Annotated in this window: 19 protein-coding genes; 4 read left to right on the top strand and 15 right to left on the bottom strand. The window is 37.0% G+C overall.

What is annotated here, in order from left to right; translation table 11 throughout:
- Positions 1 to 234: 234 nt before the first annotated feature.
- The 5 genes from rpsB to NZ519_04470 are packed head-to-tail and all read right to left on the bottom strand — an operon-like array spanning position 235 to position 6,950.
- A complete protein-coding gene (gene rpsB / locus NZ519_04490) occupies positions 235 to 1,014 on the bottom strand; it encodes a 30S ribosomal protein S2 (GenBank protein MCS7028002.1) in 780 nt (259 codons plus the stop codon).
- Positions 1,015 to 1,034: 20 nt separating this feature from the next.
- Positions 1,035 to 1,436, bottom strand: a complete 402-nt coding sequence (gene rpsI, locus NZ519_04485; GenBank protein MCS7028001.1) for a 30S ribosomal protein S9 — start codon at positions 1,434 to 1,436, stop codon at positions 1,035 to 1,037.
- Positions 1,437 to 1,445: 9 nt separating this feature from the next.
- Positions 1,446 to 1,928, bottom strand: coding sequence for a 50S ribosomal protein L13 (gene rplM / locus NZ519_04480; protein ID MCS7028000.1), 483 nt, complete (start codon positions 1,926 to 1,928; stop codon positions 1,446 to 1,448).
- A 53-nt stretch (positions 1,929 to 1,981) separates the two neighbouring features.
- Entirely contained in the window at positions 1,982 to 4,921 is a 2,940-nt protein-coding gene (gene uvrA, locus NZ519_04475; protein MCS7027999.1) for an excinuclease ABC subunit UvrA, read from the bottom strand.
- Between the two features lie 34 nt (positions 4,922 to 4,955).
- A complete protein-coding gene (locus NZ519_04470) occupies positions 4,956 to 6,950 on the bottom strand; it encodes a tetratricopeptide repeat protein (GenBank protein MCS7027998.1) in 1,995 nt (664 codons plus the stop codon).
- Between the two features lie 22 nt (positions 6,951 to 6,972).
- On the opposite strand from NZ519_04470, the gene NZ519_04465 reads away from it, so the two are divergent.
- The 3 genes from NZ519_04465 to NZ519_04455 all read left to right on the top strand — a co-directional run bounded on the left by NZ519_04465 (position 6,973) and on the right by NZ519_04455 (position 8,964).
- A complete protein-coding gene (locus NZ519_04465) occupies positions 6,973 to 7,734 on the top strand; it encodes a hypothetical protein (GenBank protein MCS7027997.1) in 762 nt (253 codons plus the stop codon).
- 29 nt (positions 7,735 to 7,763) lie between these two features.
- Complete coding sequence (locus tag NZ519_04460; protein MCS7027996.1) at positions 7,764 to 8,498, top strand: ABC transporter permease subunit; 735 nt, start codon at positions 7,764 to 7,766, stop codon at positions 8,496 to 8,498.
- A gap of 91 nt (positions 8,499 to 8,589) precedes the next feature.
- Positions 8,590 to 8,964, top strand: a complete 375-nt coding sequence (locus NZ519_04455; GenBank protein ID MCS7027995.1) for a hypothetical protein — start codon at positions 8,590 to 8,592, stop codon at positions 8,962 to 8,964.
- On the opposite strand, the gene NZ519_04450 is transcribed toward NZ519_04455, so the two are convergent.
- The 4 genes from NZ519_04450 to NZ519_04435 form a co-directional block, all read right to left on the bottom strand.
- Positions 8,961 to 10,322, bottom strand: coding sequence for an O-antigen ligase family protein (locus tag NZ519_04450; GenBank protein ID MCS7027994.1), 1,362 nt, complete (start codon positions 10,320 to 10,322; stop codon positions 8,961 to 8,963). The two genes, NZ519_04455 and NZ519_04450, sit on opposite strands and share 4 nt — an antisense overlap.
- Before the next feature lie 43 nt (positions 10,323 to 10,365).
- On the bottom strand, positions 10,366 to 11,274 hold the full coding sequence (locus NZ519_04445; protein MCS7027993.1) for a hypothetical protein: 909 nt from the start codon (positions 11,272 to 11,274) through the stop codon (positions 10,366 to 10,368).
- A 122-nt stretch (positions 11,275 to 11,396) separates the two neighbouring features.
- Positions 11,397 to 13,241: a glutamine--fructose-6-phosphate transaminase (isomerizing) gene (gene glmS / locus NZ519_04440; protein MCS7027992.1), complete on the bottom strand. Its 1,845-nt coding sequence runs from the start codon at positions 13,239 to 13,241 to the stop codon at positions 11,397 to 11,399.
- Between the two features lie 109 nt (positions 13,242 to 13,350).
- Positions 13,351 to 13,734, bottom strand: coding sequence for a heavy-metal-associated domain-containing protein (locus NZ519_04435; protein MCS7027991.1), 384 nt, complete (start codon positions 13,732 to 13,734; stop codon positions 13,351 to 13,353).
- Between the two features lie 94 nt (positions 13,735 to 13,828).
- Between NZ519_04435 and NZ519_04430 the strand changes: the two genes are divergently transcribed.
- The gene (locus NZ519_04430) at positions 13,829 to 14,758 is read left to right on the top strand and encodes an LD-carboxypeptidase (GenBank protein ID MCS7027990.1); all 930 of its coding nucleotides are present in this window, start codon (positions 13,829 to 13,831) and stop codon (positions 14,756 to 14,758) included.
- 9 nt (positions 14,759 to 14,767) lie between these two features.
- Here the strand turns inward: NZ519_04430 and NZ519_04425 are convergent, their stop codons facing one another.
- From NZ519_04425 to NZ519_04400, 6 genes are all read right to left on the bottom strand, one after another.
- On the bottom strand, positions 14,768 to 15,511 hold the full coding sequence (locus NZ519_04425; GenBank protein MCS7027989.1) for a hypothetical protein: 744 nt from the start codon (positions 15,509 to 15,511) through the stop codon (positions 14,768 to 14,770).
- 48 nt (positions 15,512 to 15,559) lie between these two features.
- Positions 15,560 to 16,423, bottom strand: coding sequence for a sigma-70 family RNA polymerase sigma factor (locus tag NZ519_04420; protein MCS7027988.1), 864 nt, complete (start codon positions 16,421 to 16,423; stop codon positions 15,560 to 15,562).
- 169 nt (positions 16,424 to 16,592) lie between these two features.
- On the bottom strand, positions 16,593 to 17,522 hold the full coding sequence (locus NZ519_04415; GenBank protein ID MCS7027987.1) for a transketolase family protein: 930 nt from the start codon (positions 17,520 to 17,522) through the stop codon (positions 16,593 to 16,595).
- Positions 17,523 to 17,543: 21 nt separating this feature from the next.
- Positions 17,544 to 17,840: a DUF4286 family protein gene (locus NZ519_04410; protein MCS7027986.1), complete on the bottom strand. Its 297-nt coding sequence runs from the start codon at positions 17,838 to 17,840 to the stop codon at positions 17,544 to 17,546.
- 16 nt (positions 17,841 to 17,856) lie between these two features.
- Positions 17,857 to 18,426: a hypothetical protein gene (locus tag NZ519_04405; protein MCS7027985.1), complete on the bottom strand. Its 570-nt coding sequence runs from the start codon at positions 18,424 to 18,426 to the stop codon at positions 17,857 to 17,859.
- The gene (locus NZ519_04400) at positions 18,404 to 18,682 is read right to left on the bottom strand and encodes a hypothetical protein (protein ID MCS7027984.1); all 279 of its coding nucleotides are present in this window, start codon (positions 18,680 to 18,682) and stop codon (positions 18,404 to 18,406) included. Before NZ519_04400 ends, NZ519_04405 begins: the two co-directional genes overlap by 23 nt.
- Positions 18,683 to 18,761: the final 79 nt, after the last annotated feature.

Raw genomic sequence — 18,761 nt, 5'->3', positions numbered from 1 at the left:
ATAGCGTAGCCCGTAGCACGCCGACCTTGTGGGCATGAGCGCAGCGAAACGCCCACAAGGGCACGCCCAAAAAATTAAAATTGAAATTAGAATTTTGGAGTTTGTCCTTTATGTAAAGTAAAAATGGGTTTTATGCAATGTGAGTAAAGTTAGGATGGGATGAATAGTTTTTTGTGCGCCCCCGCTTCGCGGGGGCGCACAACACTTAATCAAAAACAAAACCAACGTAAGCGCTTATTCGGTAACTACTTCAGTAGGTGTAGAAGTATTGTCAGCAAGATTAGTTTCTTGTTGCTCTTGTTCTTGCTCTTTTTCTTTGTCTATCCTTCTTTCGTTGTATCCTTCGATAATTGCATCCACAATAGTGGAAGTGATAATGTGGATAGATTTAGCCGCGTCGTCATTAGCAGGAATGACATAATCTACCAGAGTGGGATTACTGTTTGTGTCAACCATAGCAATGATGGGAATGCCCAACCTTCTAGCTTCCTCAACTGCAATGTGTTCTTTCTTTATATCTACGATGAAAACTGCTGCGGGCAGGCGAGCTAAATCTACTACACCTGATAATACTTTTGCAATTTTATCTTTTTTACGTGCTATCATTAGCCGCTCTTTTTTGTTAAGCTTGTTGTAGTTTTCCTCGTCTGCCATTAGTTTTTCAAGCCCGTGCATTTTTTTAATGGACTTGCGAACAGTAGTGAAGTTGGTAAGCATTCCCCCCAACCATCGTTCGGTTACATAGGGCATGTTACAGCGGCTAACTTCCTGCGCTACAATATCTTTTGCTTGTTTTTTCGTAGCTACAAATAGAATTTTTTTACCTGTGCGTGCTAATTGCTTAGCTAGTTCACAGGCTTCTTGCAGCATAACTTGGGTTTTGTATAAATCTATAATGTGGATGCCGTTGCGCTCCATAAAAATGTAGGGCTTCATTTTGGGATGCCACTTGCGCGTAAGATGCCCAAAATGCACACCTGCATCTAATAATTGTTCGTATGTTGGAATATTCATGATGTCTCTCCTCCTCTTGATTAACGTTTAGAAAATTGAAATCTTTTGCGTGCTTTTTTACGACCTGGTTTTTTACGCTCTACCATTCTTGGATCACGAGTAAGCAGACCTGCTTGTTTCAATACAGGGCGATGTTCAGGGTCTATTTCGCATAATACGCGAGCAATTCCCAGGCGGGTTGCTTCTGCTTGCCCACTAATACCTCCCCCTCTAACATTTACTTGAATATCAAAGTTAGAAAGAGTGTTAGTAAGGGCTAAGGGCTGCTTGACTACAGTTTGTAAGTTCGTCAATGGGAAGTAATCTTCAAGTTTTCTGCCATTTACGGTAATGATGCCTGAACCTGGCTTTGCCCATACGCGCGCCACTGCGGTTTTTCGTCTACCTACTGCGTTCTTTTTATCATCCTTGATTTTTACCATTGCTCCTCCTTATCTTTTAATGCTTGTGATATTTAATTTTTCGGGTTTTTGCGCTTCATGAGGATGAGTAGCCCCTGGATAAATAAATAGGCGTTTCTTCAATCGCTCTCCTAACCTTGTTTTAGGAAGCATACCATACACAGCATGCTCTAAAACACGCGTAGGATGAAGTTTAAACACCTTAGATACAGGTGTAAAGCGCTGCCCGCCAGGATAACCTGTATAGCGGACGTACTCTTTTTTTAGCATTTTTTTACCTGTAAAACGAACCTTTGCTGCATTGATGACAATTACATTGTCACCGCAGTCTACGTGTGGGGTGTACATAGGCTTATGCTTGCCGCGCAAAATATAAGCTATGCGCGCTGCTAAGCGCCCCACAATTTCGGCTTCTGCATCAATTAACCACCATTTACGTTGGATAGTATTTTCGTTCGCTTTATCCTTCGTATTGGCGTTAGCCGAAACAGTTTTAAAACTTAACGTATCCATGAACTCAAAACACCTGAAAAAGGACTGCAAAGTTACACTGAACATTTCAAATATCAAAATTGTAAAAGAGGTTTTAAGAAACTGCCTGTAACCGTGCCTTTGCTTCGTATCATTTTTTCAGGCGTACCTGTGAATACTATTTTTCCACCTTTATCTCCCGCACCAGGACCTAATTCAATCACATAGTCTGCAGTTTTGATAAATTCTAAATTATGCTCTATTACTACTACGGTATGCCCCTGATCTACTAATTTGTTCAAGGCTTTTACCAACTTTTCAATGTCATACAAGTGCAGTCCTGTGGTAGGTTCATCAAAAATATATAATCCTTTTCGGTTTTTATCTTCCACTAAAAAAGCAGCTAGCTTCAAGCGTTGTAACTCTCCACCTGAAAATGTATCTGTACTTTGACCTAATCGTATATAGCCCAAGCCTACTTCCTCCAAAGGTTTTAGCCGATTGATAATCCGCAAGTGCTCACTAAAAAATAATATGGCTTCATTTACTGTCATTTGTAATACTTCATAAATGTTTTTATCCTTGTATTTAACATCTAAAATATCTTTTTTAAATCGTTTGCCTTGACAAATATCACAAACTAACTTCAAATCTGCCATAAACTGCATATCAATCGTGATGTATCCTTCACCTTCGCATACATCACAAGCCCCATGTTCGGAATTATAGGAAAAATGTCCTTCGCTGTAGTTTCTTTGTTTAGATAGAGGTTGTTGTGCAAAGATAGAACGGATAAAATCATAGGTTTTTGTGTAAGTAACTACGTTTGAACGCGAACTTCTTTGAACTGGGTTTTGATCTATCAACTCTACAAAGTCTATTGTATGTGGAATAAAAACATAGCCACTGTTGTGATTGGTATAAGTTTCATCAGGTAAGTTGGATAAGTGCTCTGTTGTTTCATACTCCTCATCCTCATAAAAACTTTCTTTATTCTCTTCAAAATCAGATTTTCTGAGTTGATAATAAGCCTTTTGATAAAGAGCGTCTACAATTAAAGAGGACTTTCCTGAACCACTTATTCCTGTAACTACGGTCAAACATTCTGTGGGAATATCCACAGATACATTTTGTAGATTGTTGACATTGATGTTTTTCAAAATAATAAAGTCTTTGGGCTTTCGCCTGTTTTTAGGTACAGGAATAGATGATCTACCTGATAAATAAGCACCTGTCAAACTTTGCTCACATTTGAGAAGTTCTGAATACTTTCCTTGAAAAACGATATTTCCCCCATTTTCTCCTGCATATTTGCCCATATCAATAATGTAGTCAGCGTGTTTCATAATTTCGGGGTCGTGTTCTACTACAATTACAGTATTGCCTAAATTGCGTAAGTTTTTAAGGGTCTGTATTAGCTTTTGGGTATCATTCGGATGCAAACCAATAGAAGGTTCATCTAAAATGTACAGGGTGTTAATTAAAGGGCTGCCCAAAGACTTAGCTAAATGAATACGTTGTGTTTCTCCTCCTGAAAGTGTATTTGCATTTCTATGCAAGGTCAAATATTCTAATCCAACCTGCTGAACGTATTCTAACCTTGATTGTATTTCAATCAATAAACGTTCTGCTATTTTTTGTTGATAGGGGCTAAGCTCGAGGTTGTTTATCCATTCTAAAACTTCGGAAATGGACATTTGAAGTACTTGGCGAATGTTTTTGTTACCTATTTTTACATAATTCGTTTCCATGCGTACGCGAGTACCTTCACAGGATGCACATACACCTGTAGTTTTGACTTTTTCTAGTGAGTTCAAAACATATATTTGGTTGCTTTTGAGTGCTTCCATTATACTTGGAATAATCCCCACGCAAAGTGTGTCTAATCCATACCACAAGATATTTTTTTCTTTCTCTGTCAACGATTCGTAGGGTTTATCAATGTCAAATCCATAGCGAGGGGCAGTTTTGAGAAAATTATTCAAATATTCCTGCATCTTTCCTTTCCATATACGTACAGCGCCTTCTTTAACAGAAAGTTCAGGTGCGGGAATAATTAAATTTCTAGAATAAGTATGACCATAGCCGCTTCCTTGACACAAAGCACAAGCTCCATACGCCGTATTAAAGTTAAAAAATTCGGGAGTAGGGCGTTCAAATGCTATTCCATCTGCTTCAAATCGGTCAGAAAAAGTAATGTAGTATTTGCTCGGATCTAGTTTCTCATTTTTGGGCAATTTCAAAGTTTGAGGGCTCTCTATCCACAAAGTAAGTTCTCCTTCGCCTTCAGAGAAAGCCGTTGACACAGAATCAGACCAATCGTTGAGATATTGGGAAAAATTTTCTCGAATAATCGTTCTATCAATCAGCAGATAAATATTCCCTTTTATGTAGTCGTGCTCTTCCTTTTTAGTAATTGTAGAAATGAAATCCTCAATATCTACTATCTGACCATAGTAGAATAAACGGCTAAAACCTTTTTGTAATTGAACCTCTAAATTTTCCTTTAAAGTGCGTTTATCTTTTTTATGATTACTAACCGTGAGATAAACTTTGGTATTCAGTGGTAAGTTTGCTGTAAAATCTACTACATCTTGAATGGTATGCGTTTTAACTATAGTATCTGAAACAGGTGAATAAGTTTGTCCTACTCGAGCAAAAAGTAAGCGTAGATAGTCATATATTTCTGTGATTGTACCTACTGTTGATCGAGAGTTATTGGTAGAAACTTTTTGTTGTATAGCAATAGCTGGGGAGATGCCTAAAATATAATCTACATCGGGTTTTTCCATTTGGTCTACAAACTGGCGAATGTACGCACTTAAACTTTCCACGTATTTGCGTTGTCCTTCTGCGTAGAGAGTGTCAAAAGCTAAGGAACTTTTGCCTGAACCACTTAGTCCTGTGATGACAATTAACTTATTTCGGGGAATAGCAAGGTCAATGTTTTTAAGGTTGTGGGTTCGAGCGCCTTTGATAAGTATGTAGTTCTGAGTATCTTTTTTCTCAAAAGCGTTTTGCTGCGAGGTACTCATACTTAACTTTGTACAAAACTATAAGAAAAATGGTTCAAATTTGATTTTCCGATAAAGGTACCGTAAAAGAAAACATACTTCCTACGTTTTCTGTACTTTGCACGCTAAGCTTGCCATGATTGAGCTGAATAAACTCTTTACACAGCTGTAAGCCTAATCCTGTGCCTTTTTCTGCTGCTGTACCTCTTGTAGTTAAGCCTTCAAATATCTTATCAATGTGCTTTTGTGGAATACCTACACCTGTATCAGTGATAGAAACAACTGCTTCTTTACCTTGCTGCGTTACAGAAATTTGAACCTTACCTTGTTCAGGTGTAAATTTAATTGCATTATTAACTAAATTCCGAAGAACTAAATGCAGCATATCTCGGTCAGCAAAAACAAAGTAATCTTGGGGTACATTGGCGGTTAATTCAATTTTTTTCTCCTGTGCAACAGGGCTGTAAAGTTCCATAATCTCTGCAATTAAAGATTGAATAGAAAAAGTAGCAGGATTAGGTTTTACGTTCTGCATTTGAGCAGCAGACCATTTGAGCAAATTATCTAACAAATTAAAGGTATTATCTAAATTTTTGCTGATTTGATGGAGATAAACCTTAAAATCTTCGGGAAGGTTAGGTTCATCTTTAAGAATCATAAGTATTCCTTTGGCAGTAGCAAGAGGACTACGTAAGTCATGAGAAATGATAGAAAAAAGTTTATCTTTAATTTGGTTATTTTTTTGAAGCTCTGCGTTGATACGACTAATTATTTGATTACGTTCTTCAAGTTTTTTAAGATAATGATTTCTTGAACTATTTACATATACTAAAAGAATAGCCAAAGCAGAAGCTAAGGCTAGTGCTAATACAACAAAAGCAATTGTAATACCTTGTTTGCGTAATCGTTCTTGCTGAATCTGGTTAAGCGACCTTAGCTTTTGATTCATTTGTTCTATTTGTAAAAGTTCATAATCATTTTCTGCCAAACCTGCTTCTTGTCTTTTGTATTCTGCAAATAAGCTATCTTTTACAATACTTTCCTTCTGCCTGTATAAATAAGCTTCTTTATACTTACCTTGTTTCTCATAAATTTTGGAGAGTGTCTGGTAAAGCTCTTTTTCTCGCTCTTTACTTTCTATTTTATGGACTAGCGGTAATACATAAAGAGATTCTTTTTCTGCACGACTGTAGTTATTTTTTTCTAACAAAACATTAGCCCTAGTGATGAGGGCATCTACGTATACATCGTCAGGTTTGTCATTCTTATATAACTCAATAGCTTGGTTACAGTAACTTAATGCCTTATCTAGTTCTTTTGCTTCAAAAGAAATTTTACCCAAGTATAAATAAACATTTCTTACAACACTATTATTGTTAAGTAAAGCTGAAATTTTTTTTGTTCTTTCAAGGTACTGTCTTGCCTTTTCAAAATTTTTGACACTGCTATTGTAGGAATACAGAATAGCCAAGTTCGCTAGTGTAACAGACATACCTAAACTGTCTTTCAATTTTTCTTTTATTTGTAAGGATTTTTCATAAAATTCTATAGCTCTTTGGTAATTTTTTTGTCTATCAAACAAAATACCCATATTGTTGTATATTTTTGAGCGTAAAGCATCATACTTAGGATGGTTAAGAATAGACAAAGCGCGGTAGTTATATTGCTCTGCTTTTTTGTACTTTTCTTGAAATCGATAAATGGTTGCTAACCCAAAGTAAATTTCAGCTAGATTGATGGTATCTAAAATTTTTTCACATAAAACGGCTGCTTTTTGATAATACTCAATGGCATTTGTATACTTGTTTTGAAAATTATATGACTTAGCTAAATGAATGTAAGCTTTTATCTGTATAGGGATATTTTTGAGTTCCTCAGCGATTTGAACTGCTTCAAGAGCATATTGCAAACTTTTTTCTTTATCGCTACGCATAATCTGCTTTCCTATACCTATCAGGTAGTTAACGCGTGTACTATCTCTTTGATTATGAACTTGTATTGCTTTTTGTAAGCTTTCCAATACTCTATGCTGCCCAAAAATATTTGACACTTGCAAGATTGATATCCCACAAATGAGTATTTTTAAGCGCAGCATTCTTACAAATCTACAAATGTGCAAAGGTATAAAATTTTTACTATTTCTTGTTTTTCTGCATTTTTGCCTTCTAGCTCAAAATGAACATACATATCGGCACTTTTCTCAAACTTATGTAGCCCGTAGCCTTCCTTGTAAGGTTCAAATTCCCTTGATGCATACTTTGATGCGTTTTGAAGATAGTATAATAGTAGATATCTACCATTATCAAAGCTACTATAGTTCAAAACTACAACCTACGAATAAAAAAGATAGCATTACTGTCGTAGAATGTACATTACCAAAAGAAGGATGGTATCAAGTATTTGCGTTTACTAAGCAAGGCGTAAAATTGTATGAAACTTCTTTGCTTATTCTATACAAGCCTCAAATTTCACTGCCCAAAAATGATTACTCTACCTTCAAAGAAATACAAGTGCTTTACAAAAGCGAATCTGTTCTATTTCAAACTGACAGCGTACTTACTCTACACCGAAGGAAACGTAGCCATCAAATTACGATAGTATGCGGTCTACCCTCTTCTGATGATAAAGATACATTATTGCTGAACATATACCAATATGACAAGAAAAATAATCTTATCCCAAGCGCTTCAATTATTGCTTTGAAACAGGGGGAATATTATCAAGCAGAGTGGACAGTCAAAAAAAAGGATTTAGGTAAATACAGAATAAGCTTTTTTGATAAGCATGGTTACTGGTACGGGGCTAAGGAGATATACTTGGAAGAAGGTAGATAACTAAAAGTTTTCTTGTTACTTTTGCACCCATGCGTAATATCTGGATTATTTTTGAAAAAGAAATTCATTCATTCTTCAGTTCTTTGATTGCTTATGTAGTTATGATTGTTTTTCTTGGTATAGTAGGTTTTTTTGTTTGGATAGCACCAGGTAATACGCTACAAGTAGGGGCAGCTAATTTGCAAGTATTTTTCACTTTTGCACCTTTGGCGTTTATGTTTTTAGTTCCTGCTATTACCATGCGGGCTATTGCAGAAGAGAAAAAAACGGGCACTTTTGAATTCCTTATGACCCGACCTATTTCAGAATATCAAATTCTTTTAGGAAAATTTTTGGCTGCATCTACGCTTACTGTACTTTGTATTTTGCCTACTCTCATCTACCTATTTACTGTTGAACAGTACGCTCTTCCCAAAGGAAACATAGACTGGGGAGCTGCTTATGGTGCTTACGTAGGTCTAACTCTTATTGGTATTTCCTTCTGTGCTTTAGGGATATTATCTTCTGCTCTTACAGATAATCAAATTGTGGCTTTTATTATAGGATTTTTTTTATGTTTCTTTTGGTTCAAAGGTTTTGGTCTGATAGCCGATTTATTTACACATCAAGTCAGAGTTCATGACTTTATTGATGCGTTGGGGATAGAAAACCACTATGTCAGTATGAGCAGGGGTGTGATAGATTTTAGAGATGTTTTTTACTTTGTTTCTTTCTCGGTTGCCTGTATTTTAATCAGCAAAACGCTTATAGAGATAAGAAAGTAAGCATTTCTGATTGAGATTAGGAACAGAAGCACTTTGCCATTGAGATTGAGGAATTAGATTTCAAAAAAGGAATAGATTAAGTTTTAATTTTTTGGGCGTGTCCTTGCCCACACTTCGCTTGCGCTTGTGTGGGCAAGGTCGGCGTGCTTCGGGCTACGCTGACGCTTCGGTGCTTCGCTTCGCTACGCACCGTGCTAACGCACGCCCTTCGCATGCCTCACGCAAAGGATCTCTGAAAAATTCATTTCTCTGTAAGTTATGCAAGGTTTTAGCTTGTAAGTACTTGTACTTCAATCTTAAACAAGGTAAAGATATAATTGCACAGGTAATTTGCGTGAGGGGCATGGAGCATGCCCGCAAGGGCAGTACGAAGCGCAGCGAAGTACCGAAGCGAAGCGCAGTGCGGAATGCCCCGACCCTTGCGTCAGCAAGGGGCACGCCCAAAAAATTATCATTAAAATTTTAATCCTTATGGATATCTAAATAAACTAACGCTGCAAGGTTAATGTAAAATAAAGACCCAATTTCATCTACTTCTAATAGGTCATTGATAAGCAAGTGAAGCAAAAGAATAATAAGGCTGCAACCTGTAGCTAGCGCCCACAATTTTTTTGTTTTTGATGCTTTTTGAAAAATTTTTTGCGAACGAAACAAAGCCGTTATGACCAAACCTATAAATAAAATTCCTCCTATAATTCCTCCTTCTACAAACGCACCAATAAATTGAGAGTGCAGACCTGAATTTTCTATATTTGAACTGACCTCTGTTCTAAAAAATGCATTAGTGTAACCTTTGTACTCAAAAATGAACGTCCCCGCTCCAAAACCTACAACAGGGCGATCTTGAATCATGTTGTACGCTGCTATCCAACGATATAAACGTTCTACTGATGAAACATCTTTAAGCTTAATAGTAGCGCTTATCTGTTTTTGAAAACTGTTTTTATGCCATTCTGTATACTTCTCCCCATGAGCAAAACTGAGATAGTTATTGTCGTAAAGCAAGTACGTAGTTAAAAAAGTTGCAGCAATTAAAACAAGCCAAACACTTATCCGTATCAATCTCAAATAGTACAATAAGATGGTTACAGGCAAAAGTAACACAGCAATATATGTAGCTCTTGTGTAAGTAAATACAACAGCAGTACAAAATAAAATAAAGAGTGTTAAACAAATCCATCTTATCCACGAGCGGGCAAAAATTCCCACTAATAAAAAAGGCAAAACCGCAGCCACAGCTGTGCCATAGTTAACATGATTTTTATAAAAAGGCGACATCACAAAACTGCTCCAATAAAAGGTCAAACCTTTTTGAAAATGTCTAAATAGAGCATAAATGACAACAAAAGTTAAAGGAATTATATACAATAGCCATATATTAGGCAGTTGTTTCCATTTTTTAAGTACATAATAAGTAACAAAAAAAAATACAGTAATTGTCCATGTTTTCATGATAGTTGCTTTAACAGATACAAGAATATGCGTAGAAAAGAGTGTACACACCAGTGTCCATATCCAACCTACTATAATCCAATTTGTAATAGGATGGGACCACAAAGCAAGGTCTGCTTGTGGATTAAGCAAGCTCTTGACAAAAAACATGAACATTAAAAGAACAAGAATAGGTTCAGCAGGGACACTAATACTAATAGTTTCATCTAAAATAAAAACATCTACAGATAAGGGAATACTCAATATGACTACCGCATACGTCCATTGATAGTTAGTTAGTCCAAGCAGAAATACGTGGAATGCTAAGGGTAAAAATGCCCATGCTTCTTGCCTTGTCCATAAAATACCCAGAATAGCAATTGCAAATATCAAAAAATTGGCAAGCCACACCCAAGTAAAATTGAAATGGCAGGTATTATGCATGAACTCGGTTTAGATTGTGTTTCAAAATAGCAAATAGTACTCCGATACCTAGTCCACTAAGGGCAAAGCCTAAGATAATAAGTGCCCGTTTTGGTCTATCTCTTTTACCATTAGGTTGGGCTTCATCTAATATCATAGCATTGTCTAGGGTGTATTTTTTATCCATTTTGCTCATTTCTAATACTGTTTTATATTTTGAAAGTTGCTTGGTTTCAGCAATAAGCAGCTGCTCCAACACAATTTGATGAGCAGGATTGATGTTTTGTTTTTTGAGTTTATTCAGGCTATCTGAAAGTTGCTGTATCTCTACGGATTTTCTTTGATACTCTTCCTGCATGGCTGTGGCAATTTTTTCCATGTTAGTTTTGAATATTCCGCTGTACACTTCGTTAGCTAAAGTTGCGAATCGGTTAGCTATTTTTTGTGCTAATTCAGGTTCAGTTTCCCATACTGAAATTTCAAGCGTATTGTAGCTAGTGCGTTTAATTTTGAGGTTATCCTCTAAAATACTAAGCATTTTAGCCTTAGCTTTGGGGTGCTCAGGTTTGATGTTATACTTTTGATATAGTCCAAATTCTTGAATGATTTGCATTCGGACTTTTTCACTCATTAGAGCGCCCATTACTTGATCTACATCATCGGGAGTACCTATACGTAAATTTGCACCGCCTAAGGGTGCAAACATATTATCATCAATTTCCGAGCTGCCTAGAGTGGAAGACATTACCATAGCTCTATGGTCTAACGTGTATATAGAGCAAGTAGACTTATAGTAAGGCTTCAAATAAAATGCTATTGCTATTCCTACTGCACTACTCAATCCTACAAATATACTGATGCTTTTCCAGTAACCTCTAACCACCTGAAAGATACCTAACAGGCTAAACGAATATTCATTCATGACAACAAAAATAGAAAACTATGCTATATGCTTACAAAAAAAAGCACTAAGTTATATTTAGATAATTTTTCAATCACAATCACTTAACATGGCGCTTAATTAGAGTTTAGGTAGCATAAACCTTACTCAACAGTAACAGATTTTGCCAAGTTTCGAGGTTGGTCAACGTTGCACCCTCGCATAACTGCGATATGATAAGAAAGTAACTGTAAAGGAATAACAGACAAAATAGGAGTTAGTAATTCATCTACTTCAGGAATTTGGATTGTAAATTCAGCTAGTTTACTTGCTTGTACATCGTGTTCTGTAACAATGGCAATTACTCTACCTTTTCTAGCTTTGACTTCCATGATATTGTTGATGATTTTTTCATAAGAGCTATCTTTGGTAGCGATAAAGACTACAGGCATGTTTTCGTCAATAAGGGCAATAGGTCCATGTTTCATTTCTGCGGCAGGATATCCTTCTGCATGAATGTAACTAATTTCTTTGAGCTTAAGTGCACCTTCTAAAGCCACAGGAAAATTGTAGCCGCGTCCAAGATAGAGAAAATTAGTGGCGTCTTTAAATATTGCGGCAATCTCTTTTATTTTTTCATTTTGTCTCAAGATAGTTTGAATATGCTGTGGAATTTGGGTTAATCCTTTTAATAGGGAAATTACCCTTTCTCTGTTTATACCTCGTTTTTGAGCAATTTTTAAGGCTAATTGTATCAAAGCGGTAACTTGCGCTGTAAAAGCTTTGGTAGAAGCAACGCCTATTTCAGGTCCTGCATGTGTATATATACCTGCATCGGTAATGCGTGGAATACTTGAACCTACCACATTACAGATACCCAGAATAAGAGCACCCTTACTTTTAGCTAATTGAATAGCTGCCAGAGTATCTGCCGTTTCTCCACTTTGACTAATAGCAATAACCACATCATTTGGATGAATAATGGGATTACGATATCTAAATTCCGAGGCATACTCTACTTCAACGGGAATACGAGTAAGGTCTTCTATAATGTATTCTCCTACTAACCCTGCATGCCAAGATGTGCCGCAGCCCACGATGATTATTCGCTGCGCCTGTGCAATTTGGTCTATATATTGGGCAATACCCCCCAAATGAATATAATCGCTGTTAGGATTTATTCTGCCCCTAATACAGTTGCTAATAGAAGTAGGTTGTTCAAAAATTTCTTTAAGCATAAAATGTTCATAGCCCCCCTTTTCCAACTCCTCTAACTCTAACTCCAAATACTGCACAAACGGAGTTTTAACAACGTTATCAATAGTTTTCAAAGTAAAACCATCTCTCTTAGCAATAACCATTTCCCCATCATTCAAATAAACTACTCTGCGAGTAATTTCTACAATAGGGGTAGCATCCGAAGCTAACATATATTCTTTTTCTCCTATACCTAATACCAAAGGACTGCCTTTTCTAGCCCCAATCAACATATCTGGATACTTCTCGGACATCACTACAATTCCATAAGCACCTACTACGTTATTAAGTGCCATTCTTACTGCTTCATCTAATGTCAAATTATTTTGATACATGTACTCTTCTATCAAATGGGCTAAAACTTCGGTATCAGTTTCGCTTTCAAAATGATGTCCTAACTTAATCAGCTGTTGTTTTAAGGTTTCATAGTTTTCAATGATTCCGTTATGAATAATAGCAAAGTCTTTTCTTTGTGAGGTATGGGGGTGTGCATTTATATCGTTCGGTTCTCCGTGTGTAGCCCAACGAGTGTGTCCCATTCCAATAGTACCCTCTACTATCTTACCTTTGAGAAGTTCTTCAATGTATGCTTCTAATTCAGAAACTTTCCCCTTTCGTTTGTAGATTTGCATTCTGCCATTAAGAATAGCTATACCTGCAGAGTCATACCCCCTGTATTCTAAACGTTTGAGTCCTTTTATGACTATTGGGTAGGCTTGTTTATTTCCAATATATGCTACTATGCCACACATAATGGTACGTACAAACTAAACAAATTCGCGTAATAAAAGCAAAAACAGTGCCGTATCAAGTACGGCAACACTATTTCTGAAAGGTTTCCTATTAGATTTTAGACTACAACTATTTGCGATTTTGACAGCAAAAAGGAGTTAGATGCTTGGCTTTTGGATTAGCTTTTATTTCGCCAGCATCATATCCCCCTTCGGCTACTGCCTTCATGAGTTTCAAAAGATTAGTTTTTGTTGTATCATACTCCACAGTAGCTACCATTGTATTAAGATTACATTCTGCTTTTATCACTCCTTCTTGTTCGCTAAGTATCTTTTGTACATTAAAAGCAGACTGCTGGCATTTAACATATACTGTAAACATGTCTTTCTTGTAAGGATTCTTGGAGTTATCTTCTGTGGAATTTAGTACTTCTCGCATGTTTTTACCCTGTGAAGTACAAGCAAAGTAAAACAACGGTATGAGGATAGTGATTATTATGTGTAGTACTTTCATAGCTAAGTGTGAACGCAAAAGTAAGCAATTTTGTTTTCAAAAAAGATGAAAGTTGGAATAGGAATTTTTATGTCAAGGTTTTTATTTTGTAACATTGTATAAACTTTCTTTTCTACAAAATATGACGATACCACCTTATTTGAAAGTAGGAGACACAGTGGCTTTGGTTGCACCTGCAAAAAAAATATCCGCTGATTTGATTGAGAATGCGATACATATCCTTCAAAGTTGGGGATTAAACGTGCAGCTAGGAAAGAACGTTCAAAACGAATATTATTGGTTTGCAGGAACAGATACTGAACGAGCACAAGATTTACAAGAGGCTCTAAACAGCCCACAAGCTAAAGCAATTATTGCACTCAGAGGGGGTTATGGTACAAGTAGAATCATTGAGCAATTAGATTTTTCTACATTTATACATCATCCTAAATGGGTAGTAGGATTTAGCGATATTACTATTTTACATGCTAAAATAAGCCAATTCAACATAACATCTATTCATGGCACAATGCCTATTTTATTCGATGAAGCTAATGACCCTATTAGTCTGCAAACGTTGAGAGCTGCTTTGTTTGGAGAACTTAGTACTTACACAATACCTTCTCACGCTCAAAATAGAAAAGGAGCTGCCAAAGGAAAATTAGTAGGAGGTAATCTCAGTCTGCTACACGCTGCTATTGGTACTAGCTATGACTTGGACACAACAAATAAAATTCTCTTCATAGAAGACATTGATGAGTATGCTTATCACATAGACCGCATGATGATACACCTCAAGCACGCAGGTAAGTTGGATAAAATAGTAGGTTTAATTGTAGGGTACATGACAAACATCAAGGAAAGTGAGGAGAAATTTTTTGGCAAGGACGCTTATCAAATCATTGCGGAGATTGTGTCAGAGTATAGCTATCCTGTATGCTTTGGCTTTCCAGCAGGACACGAACCTAATAATTATGCTTTGTACTTAAATAGAGAAGTTTATTTAGAAATTGATAGTCAAAAAGTTATACTTAAATGGACATAAAATCAAAACTTACAGACCACAGCCCCATTCTAGAATTCGCTCAAATTTGTTATTCCACTGGTAGATACTTTTGCCCATGCCTTCGTGTACAGTATCAGCTACAATAATTTCGAGCTTCCCATCATTATTTATATCCAAGCACATAGACAGCCTAAATATTGCTGCATAGCACGGTGTTTCCTCTGTACAGTGCTTAGCAGATTCCTTGTCTAGAAAAAAACTAGCTATCGGGTAGGTTTTACTATCTTTTTGTAACAAAACAGTACTGAAACTATTCTCGGTAGCCCCAAATGTGTGCTCTATATTTTTCGCTACAATAATAATTTCAGGATTTTGGTCATTATCTATATCTACTTGAACTACTTCTGTTATCTCAAAATCTTTCAGATTTAGATTGCATTTTTTGCCCCACTCTAAAACTATACTGCGGTAACTAGAGTCTTTCGTGTTCAACCTTTTAGGAATACGAGGAAGATGATTCCACGTACCCTCAACAGCAATATAGTCTATTTTTTCTATGCTTTGAAAGTTTTCATTATAAGTAAAGTCTGGTGAGCATGGTTCTGGACTTTTATTTTGTATAGGTTTTAGAGTAACTGTGCCTATAAACATTTCTCTACGATACACTTTATATTTTCCTGCGTATTTGGTTGGTGCTTTCCACTGTCCATTAGTATACTTTCCGAACACATGCTTACCAGACACATCAAAAACTTTGGGAATATGAGGGCTTTGCGCGCAAGAAAGAAGCACTAGAACTAAAAGTATAAGTAGAACAGAGCAGTGGGGCTTCATAACATATTACCCTAGGTACGCCTTCAGCGCTCTGCTCCTTGAAGTATGCTTCAACCTACGGATTGCTTTTTCTTTAATCTGACGCACTCGTTCACGAGTTAAGTTAAACCTCTCTCCTATTTCTTCTAGAGTCAAAGAGTGTTCTATTCCGATGCCGAAGTACAACCGAATGACCTCTGCTTCTCTTTCCGTAAGCATCTCTAAGGCTCTTTCTACTTCTGCGCGTAAGCTTTCCGCAATCAATACATGGTCAGGGCGGGGAGTTTCTTCATTTTCTAATACATCCAATAAACGATTTTCTTCCCCTTGTACAAAAGGGGCGTCCATTGAAATGTGTCTACCTGATATTTTGAGCGTATCCGCAACTTCTTCCGCAGTTAAGTCTAATACCTCTGCTAATTCATGTGGAGAAGGTTCTCTCTCAAATTCTTGTTCTAACTGAGAGAAAGCCTTTCCAATTTTATTCAATGCGCCTACTCGGTTGAGCGGCAACCGCACAATCCGAGATTGTTCAGCCAAAGCTTGCAAGATAGATTGCCTTATCCACCATACTGCATAAGAAATGAACTTGAACCCACGTGTCTCATCAAAACGTTTAGCTGCTTTAATAAGACCTAAATTGCCTTCATTTATTAGGTCGCCCAACGAGAGCCCCTGATTTTGATACTGCTTTGCCACTGATACTACAAACCTCAAGTTAGCCTTCGTGAGTTTTTCCAAAGCAGCTTGATCGCCCTCACGAATTCTTTGGGCTAACTCTACTTCCTCATCGGGAGTAAGTAAATCTACTTTCCCGATTTCTTGCAAATACTTGTCTAAAGATTGGGATTCCCTGTTGGTTATCTGCTTGCTGATTTTTAGTTGACGCATCACGGCTATATTTAACTATTTTTTTATCTTTAACGCAAAAAAGATAAACGGGTTGCAAATATACAAACATTTTTTTGTATATCCAAAAAATATTTTTTATTCTGCAAAAGTCTAATAGCCAATGATTTTTTATCAACTCAATACTTTAATACAGTCAATCATGGAATAACTAAAAAACAAGCGCTTGCACAGCTTTTACAATATCATTCTCGGTTAAACCGTACTTTTGTAAAAGCTGTTCAGGGGTTCCACTTTCTCCAAATTTATCTTCCACAGCTACCATCTTCATACGTACAGGCATTCTTTGGACTAATAGTTGAGCAATTGCATCCCCTAAACCCCCGTTTTTTTGATGCTCCTCCGCACTAACCACTCGCTTAGTTTTGGACACAGAGTCTAAAATCATTTCTTCGTCTAACGGCTTGATAGTATGCACATTGATTACTTCTGCATCAATACCTTGCTGTGCTAATATCGATGCAGCTTGTAGTGCCTTATACAGCAAGTGTCCCGTAGCAAAAATAGAAACATCTTTACCTGGTTTGAAGCATACAGCTTTACCAATTTCAAATTTTGCGTTGATGTCTGTAAAAACAGGAACTTTTGGTCTACCAAAGCGTAAATACACCGGTCCATAATATTCCGCAATAGCAAGTGTAGCCAAGTAGGTTTGATTGTAGTCTGCTGGGTTAATCACTGTCATATTCGGAAGCATGCGCATCAATCCAATATCTTCTAAAATTTGATGAGTAGCCCCATCTTCGCCTAAGGTTAATCCTGCATGCGAAGCACAAATTTTAACATTTTTGTATGAATAAGCCACTGATTGGCGAATCTGGTCAAACACTCGCCCCGTGGCAAAATTGGCAAAAGTCGCAGCAAAAGGAATTTTGCCTTGCGTAGCTAAACCCGCAGCTACACCTATCATATTCGCTTCAGCAACCCCTGCTTGAAAAAAACGCTCAGGAAACTTGTTCTTAAAAGCTGTCATCATTAAAGAACCTGTCAAATCTGCACACAAACCTACTACTTTGCTATTCTGCTCACCTAAAAGTTCCAAAGCCGCTCCAAAGCCCGAACGTGTATCTTTTAGTTCCATGCTGCAAAAGTATTAAAATACCTATAAAATAGTCCCTACAGTACGGCTGTGAACCTTTGTTTTGTGCCCAAAAAGCAATAAATGCTCTTGCTGTAAGTTTTTGGCGTATTTCTGTTGATATTCTTGATACTTTTCAAGGCTATCAGTAAAATAGTCAATCCGATACTGGCAACTGTTTTCAATGTGCAGCTTAATAACTGTCCGATGTGTAAATATACCTACATTCATCACGTCAGGGATATGTTTTTCCATCATCCATTTTAGCCAAGTATTTTCTGTGTCAGGTTCTACTTCAATATGTACAGAATAAACTACCATACTCAACAAAAATAATTCAGCGAATAACAATACACAAAGCAGTACCGAATTTTGGTGCAATGCCCGAGTAAGCTAACTCAAAAACCATGTTGTCAGGTTGGTAATACACTACTCCTCTTTTTGCTTTGTTATATCCGCTGCCTATGCGCCCGCACACACCTATGTAATTATCCCAAAGTAATTTTCTTTTAAGTAAAGACAGCTGATAGCCTACTATTCCCCCAAAAGAAAAATAGCCTGCTTTAGCTTTAACATCTCTTATGACCACCGTTTGGTTGTTCATAGAGTACCATTCATCTGTAAAATAAGATGCAAACCGATGCACAAAAGCTGCTGCGATATATGCATGAGATAAATTTTGTTGTTTGCCAGGTATGATATAACGGCGCAGTTGCACATCTATAACGCCCCCACGCAGGTTACGAGCTTCATAAATGTTAAACCTTTCTGAATAGGTATAGCCTACCAAAGCTTGCACACTGAAAATATTTTTGATATTCTGCTCTATTCCGAACGTAGTAGTTGCCATAAAAAAATCAAGATAGTTATTTTTGAGAACAGTGCTAACCTGCGCCGTGACGCCCAAAGAAAGACAAAAAGAAACTACAAATATCCACTTTGTTATCATAAAACAAAGATAAAATTTTCTGAGCAATAAAAATTGAGATATGTTGTTTTTTTTTGGCGTGCCCCTTGCTAACGCAAGGGTCGGGGCATTCCGCACTACGCTTTCGCTTCGGTACTTCGCTACGCTTCGTACTGCCCTTGCGGGCATGCTTCATGCCCCTCACGCAAATGACCCTTGCAATTATGTCTTTACCTTGTTTAAGCTTGAAGTACAAGTACTTACAAGCTAAAACTTTGCATAAATTACAAAGAAATGAATTTTTCAGAGATCACTTGCGTGAGGCATGCGAAGGG

The organism is Bacteroidia bacterium (genome assembly GCA_025056095.1).
Lineage (GTDB): Bacteria > Bacteroidota > Bacteroidia > JANWVE01 > JANWVE01 > JANWVE01.
Note: the sequence above shows the minus strand (reverse complement) of the source record. Positions and strands in the feature narration are given on the sequence as shown.

What these genes read in the sequence shown, in the direction of transcription:
- NZ519_04420 (MCS7027988.1), bottom strand. Translation starts at nt 16,423, where the DNA reads ATGCGTCAACTAAAAATCAGCAAGCAGATAACCAACAGGGAATCCCAA.
- rpsB (MCS7028002.1), bottom strand. Translation starts at nt 1,014, where the DNA reads ATGAATATTCCAACATACGAACAATTATTAGATGCAGGTGTGCATTTT.
- rpsI (MCS7028001.1), bottom strand. Translation starts at nt 1,436, where the DNA reads ATGGTAAAAATCAAGGATGATAAAAAGAACGCAGTAGGTAGACGAAAA.
- glmS (MCS7027992.1), bottom strand. Translation starts at nt 13,241, where the DNA reads ATGTGTGGCATAGTAGCATATATTGGAAATAAACAAGCCTACCCAATA.
- NZ519_04465 (MCS7027997.1), top strand. Translation starts at nt 6,973, where the DNA reads ATGAGTATTTTTAAGCGCAGCATTCTTACAAATCTACAAATGTGCAAA.
- rplM (MCS7028000.1), bottom strand. Translation starts at nt 1,928, where the DNA reads ATGGATACGTTAAGTTTTAAAACTGTTTCGGCTAACGCCAATACGAAG.
- NZ519_04435 (MCS7027991.1), bottom strand. Translation starts at nt 13,734, where the DNA reads ATGAAAGTACTACACATAATAATCACTATCCTCATACCGTTGTTTTAC.
- NZ519_04410 (MCS7027986.1), bottom strand. Translation starts at nt 17,840, where the DNA reads ATGGTAGTTTATTCTGTACATATTGAAGTAGAACCTGACACAGAAAAT.
- NZ519_04445 (MCS7027993.1), bottom strand. Translation starts at nt 11,274, where the DNA reads ATGAATGAATATTCGTTTAGCCTGTTAGGTATCTTTCAGGTGGTTAGA.
- NZ519_04415 (MCS7027987.1), bottom strand. Translation starts at nt 17,522, where the DNA reads ATGGAACTAAAAGATACACGTTCGGGCTTTGGAGCGGCTTTGGAACTT.
- uvrA (MCS7027999.1), bottom strand. Translation starts at nt 4,921, where the DNA reads ATGAGTACCTCGCAGCAAAACGCTTTTGAGAAAAAAGATACTCAGAAC.
- NZ519_04460 (MCS7027996.1), top strand. Translation starts at nt 7,764, where the DNA reads ATGCGTAATATCTGGATTATTTTTGAAAAAGAAATTCATTCATTCTTC.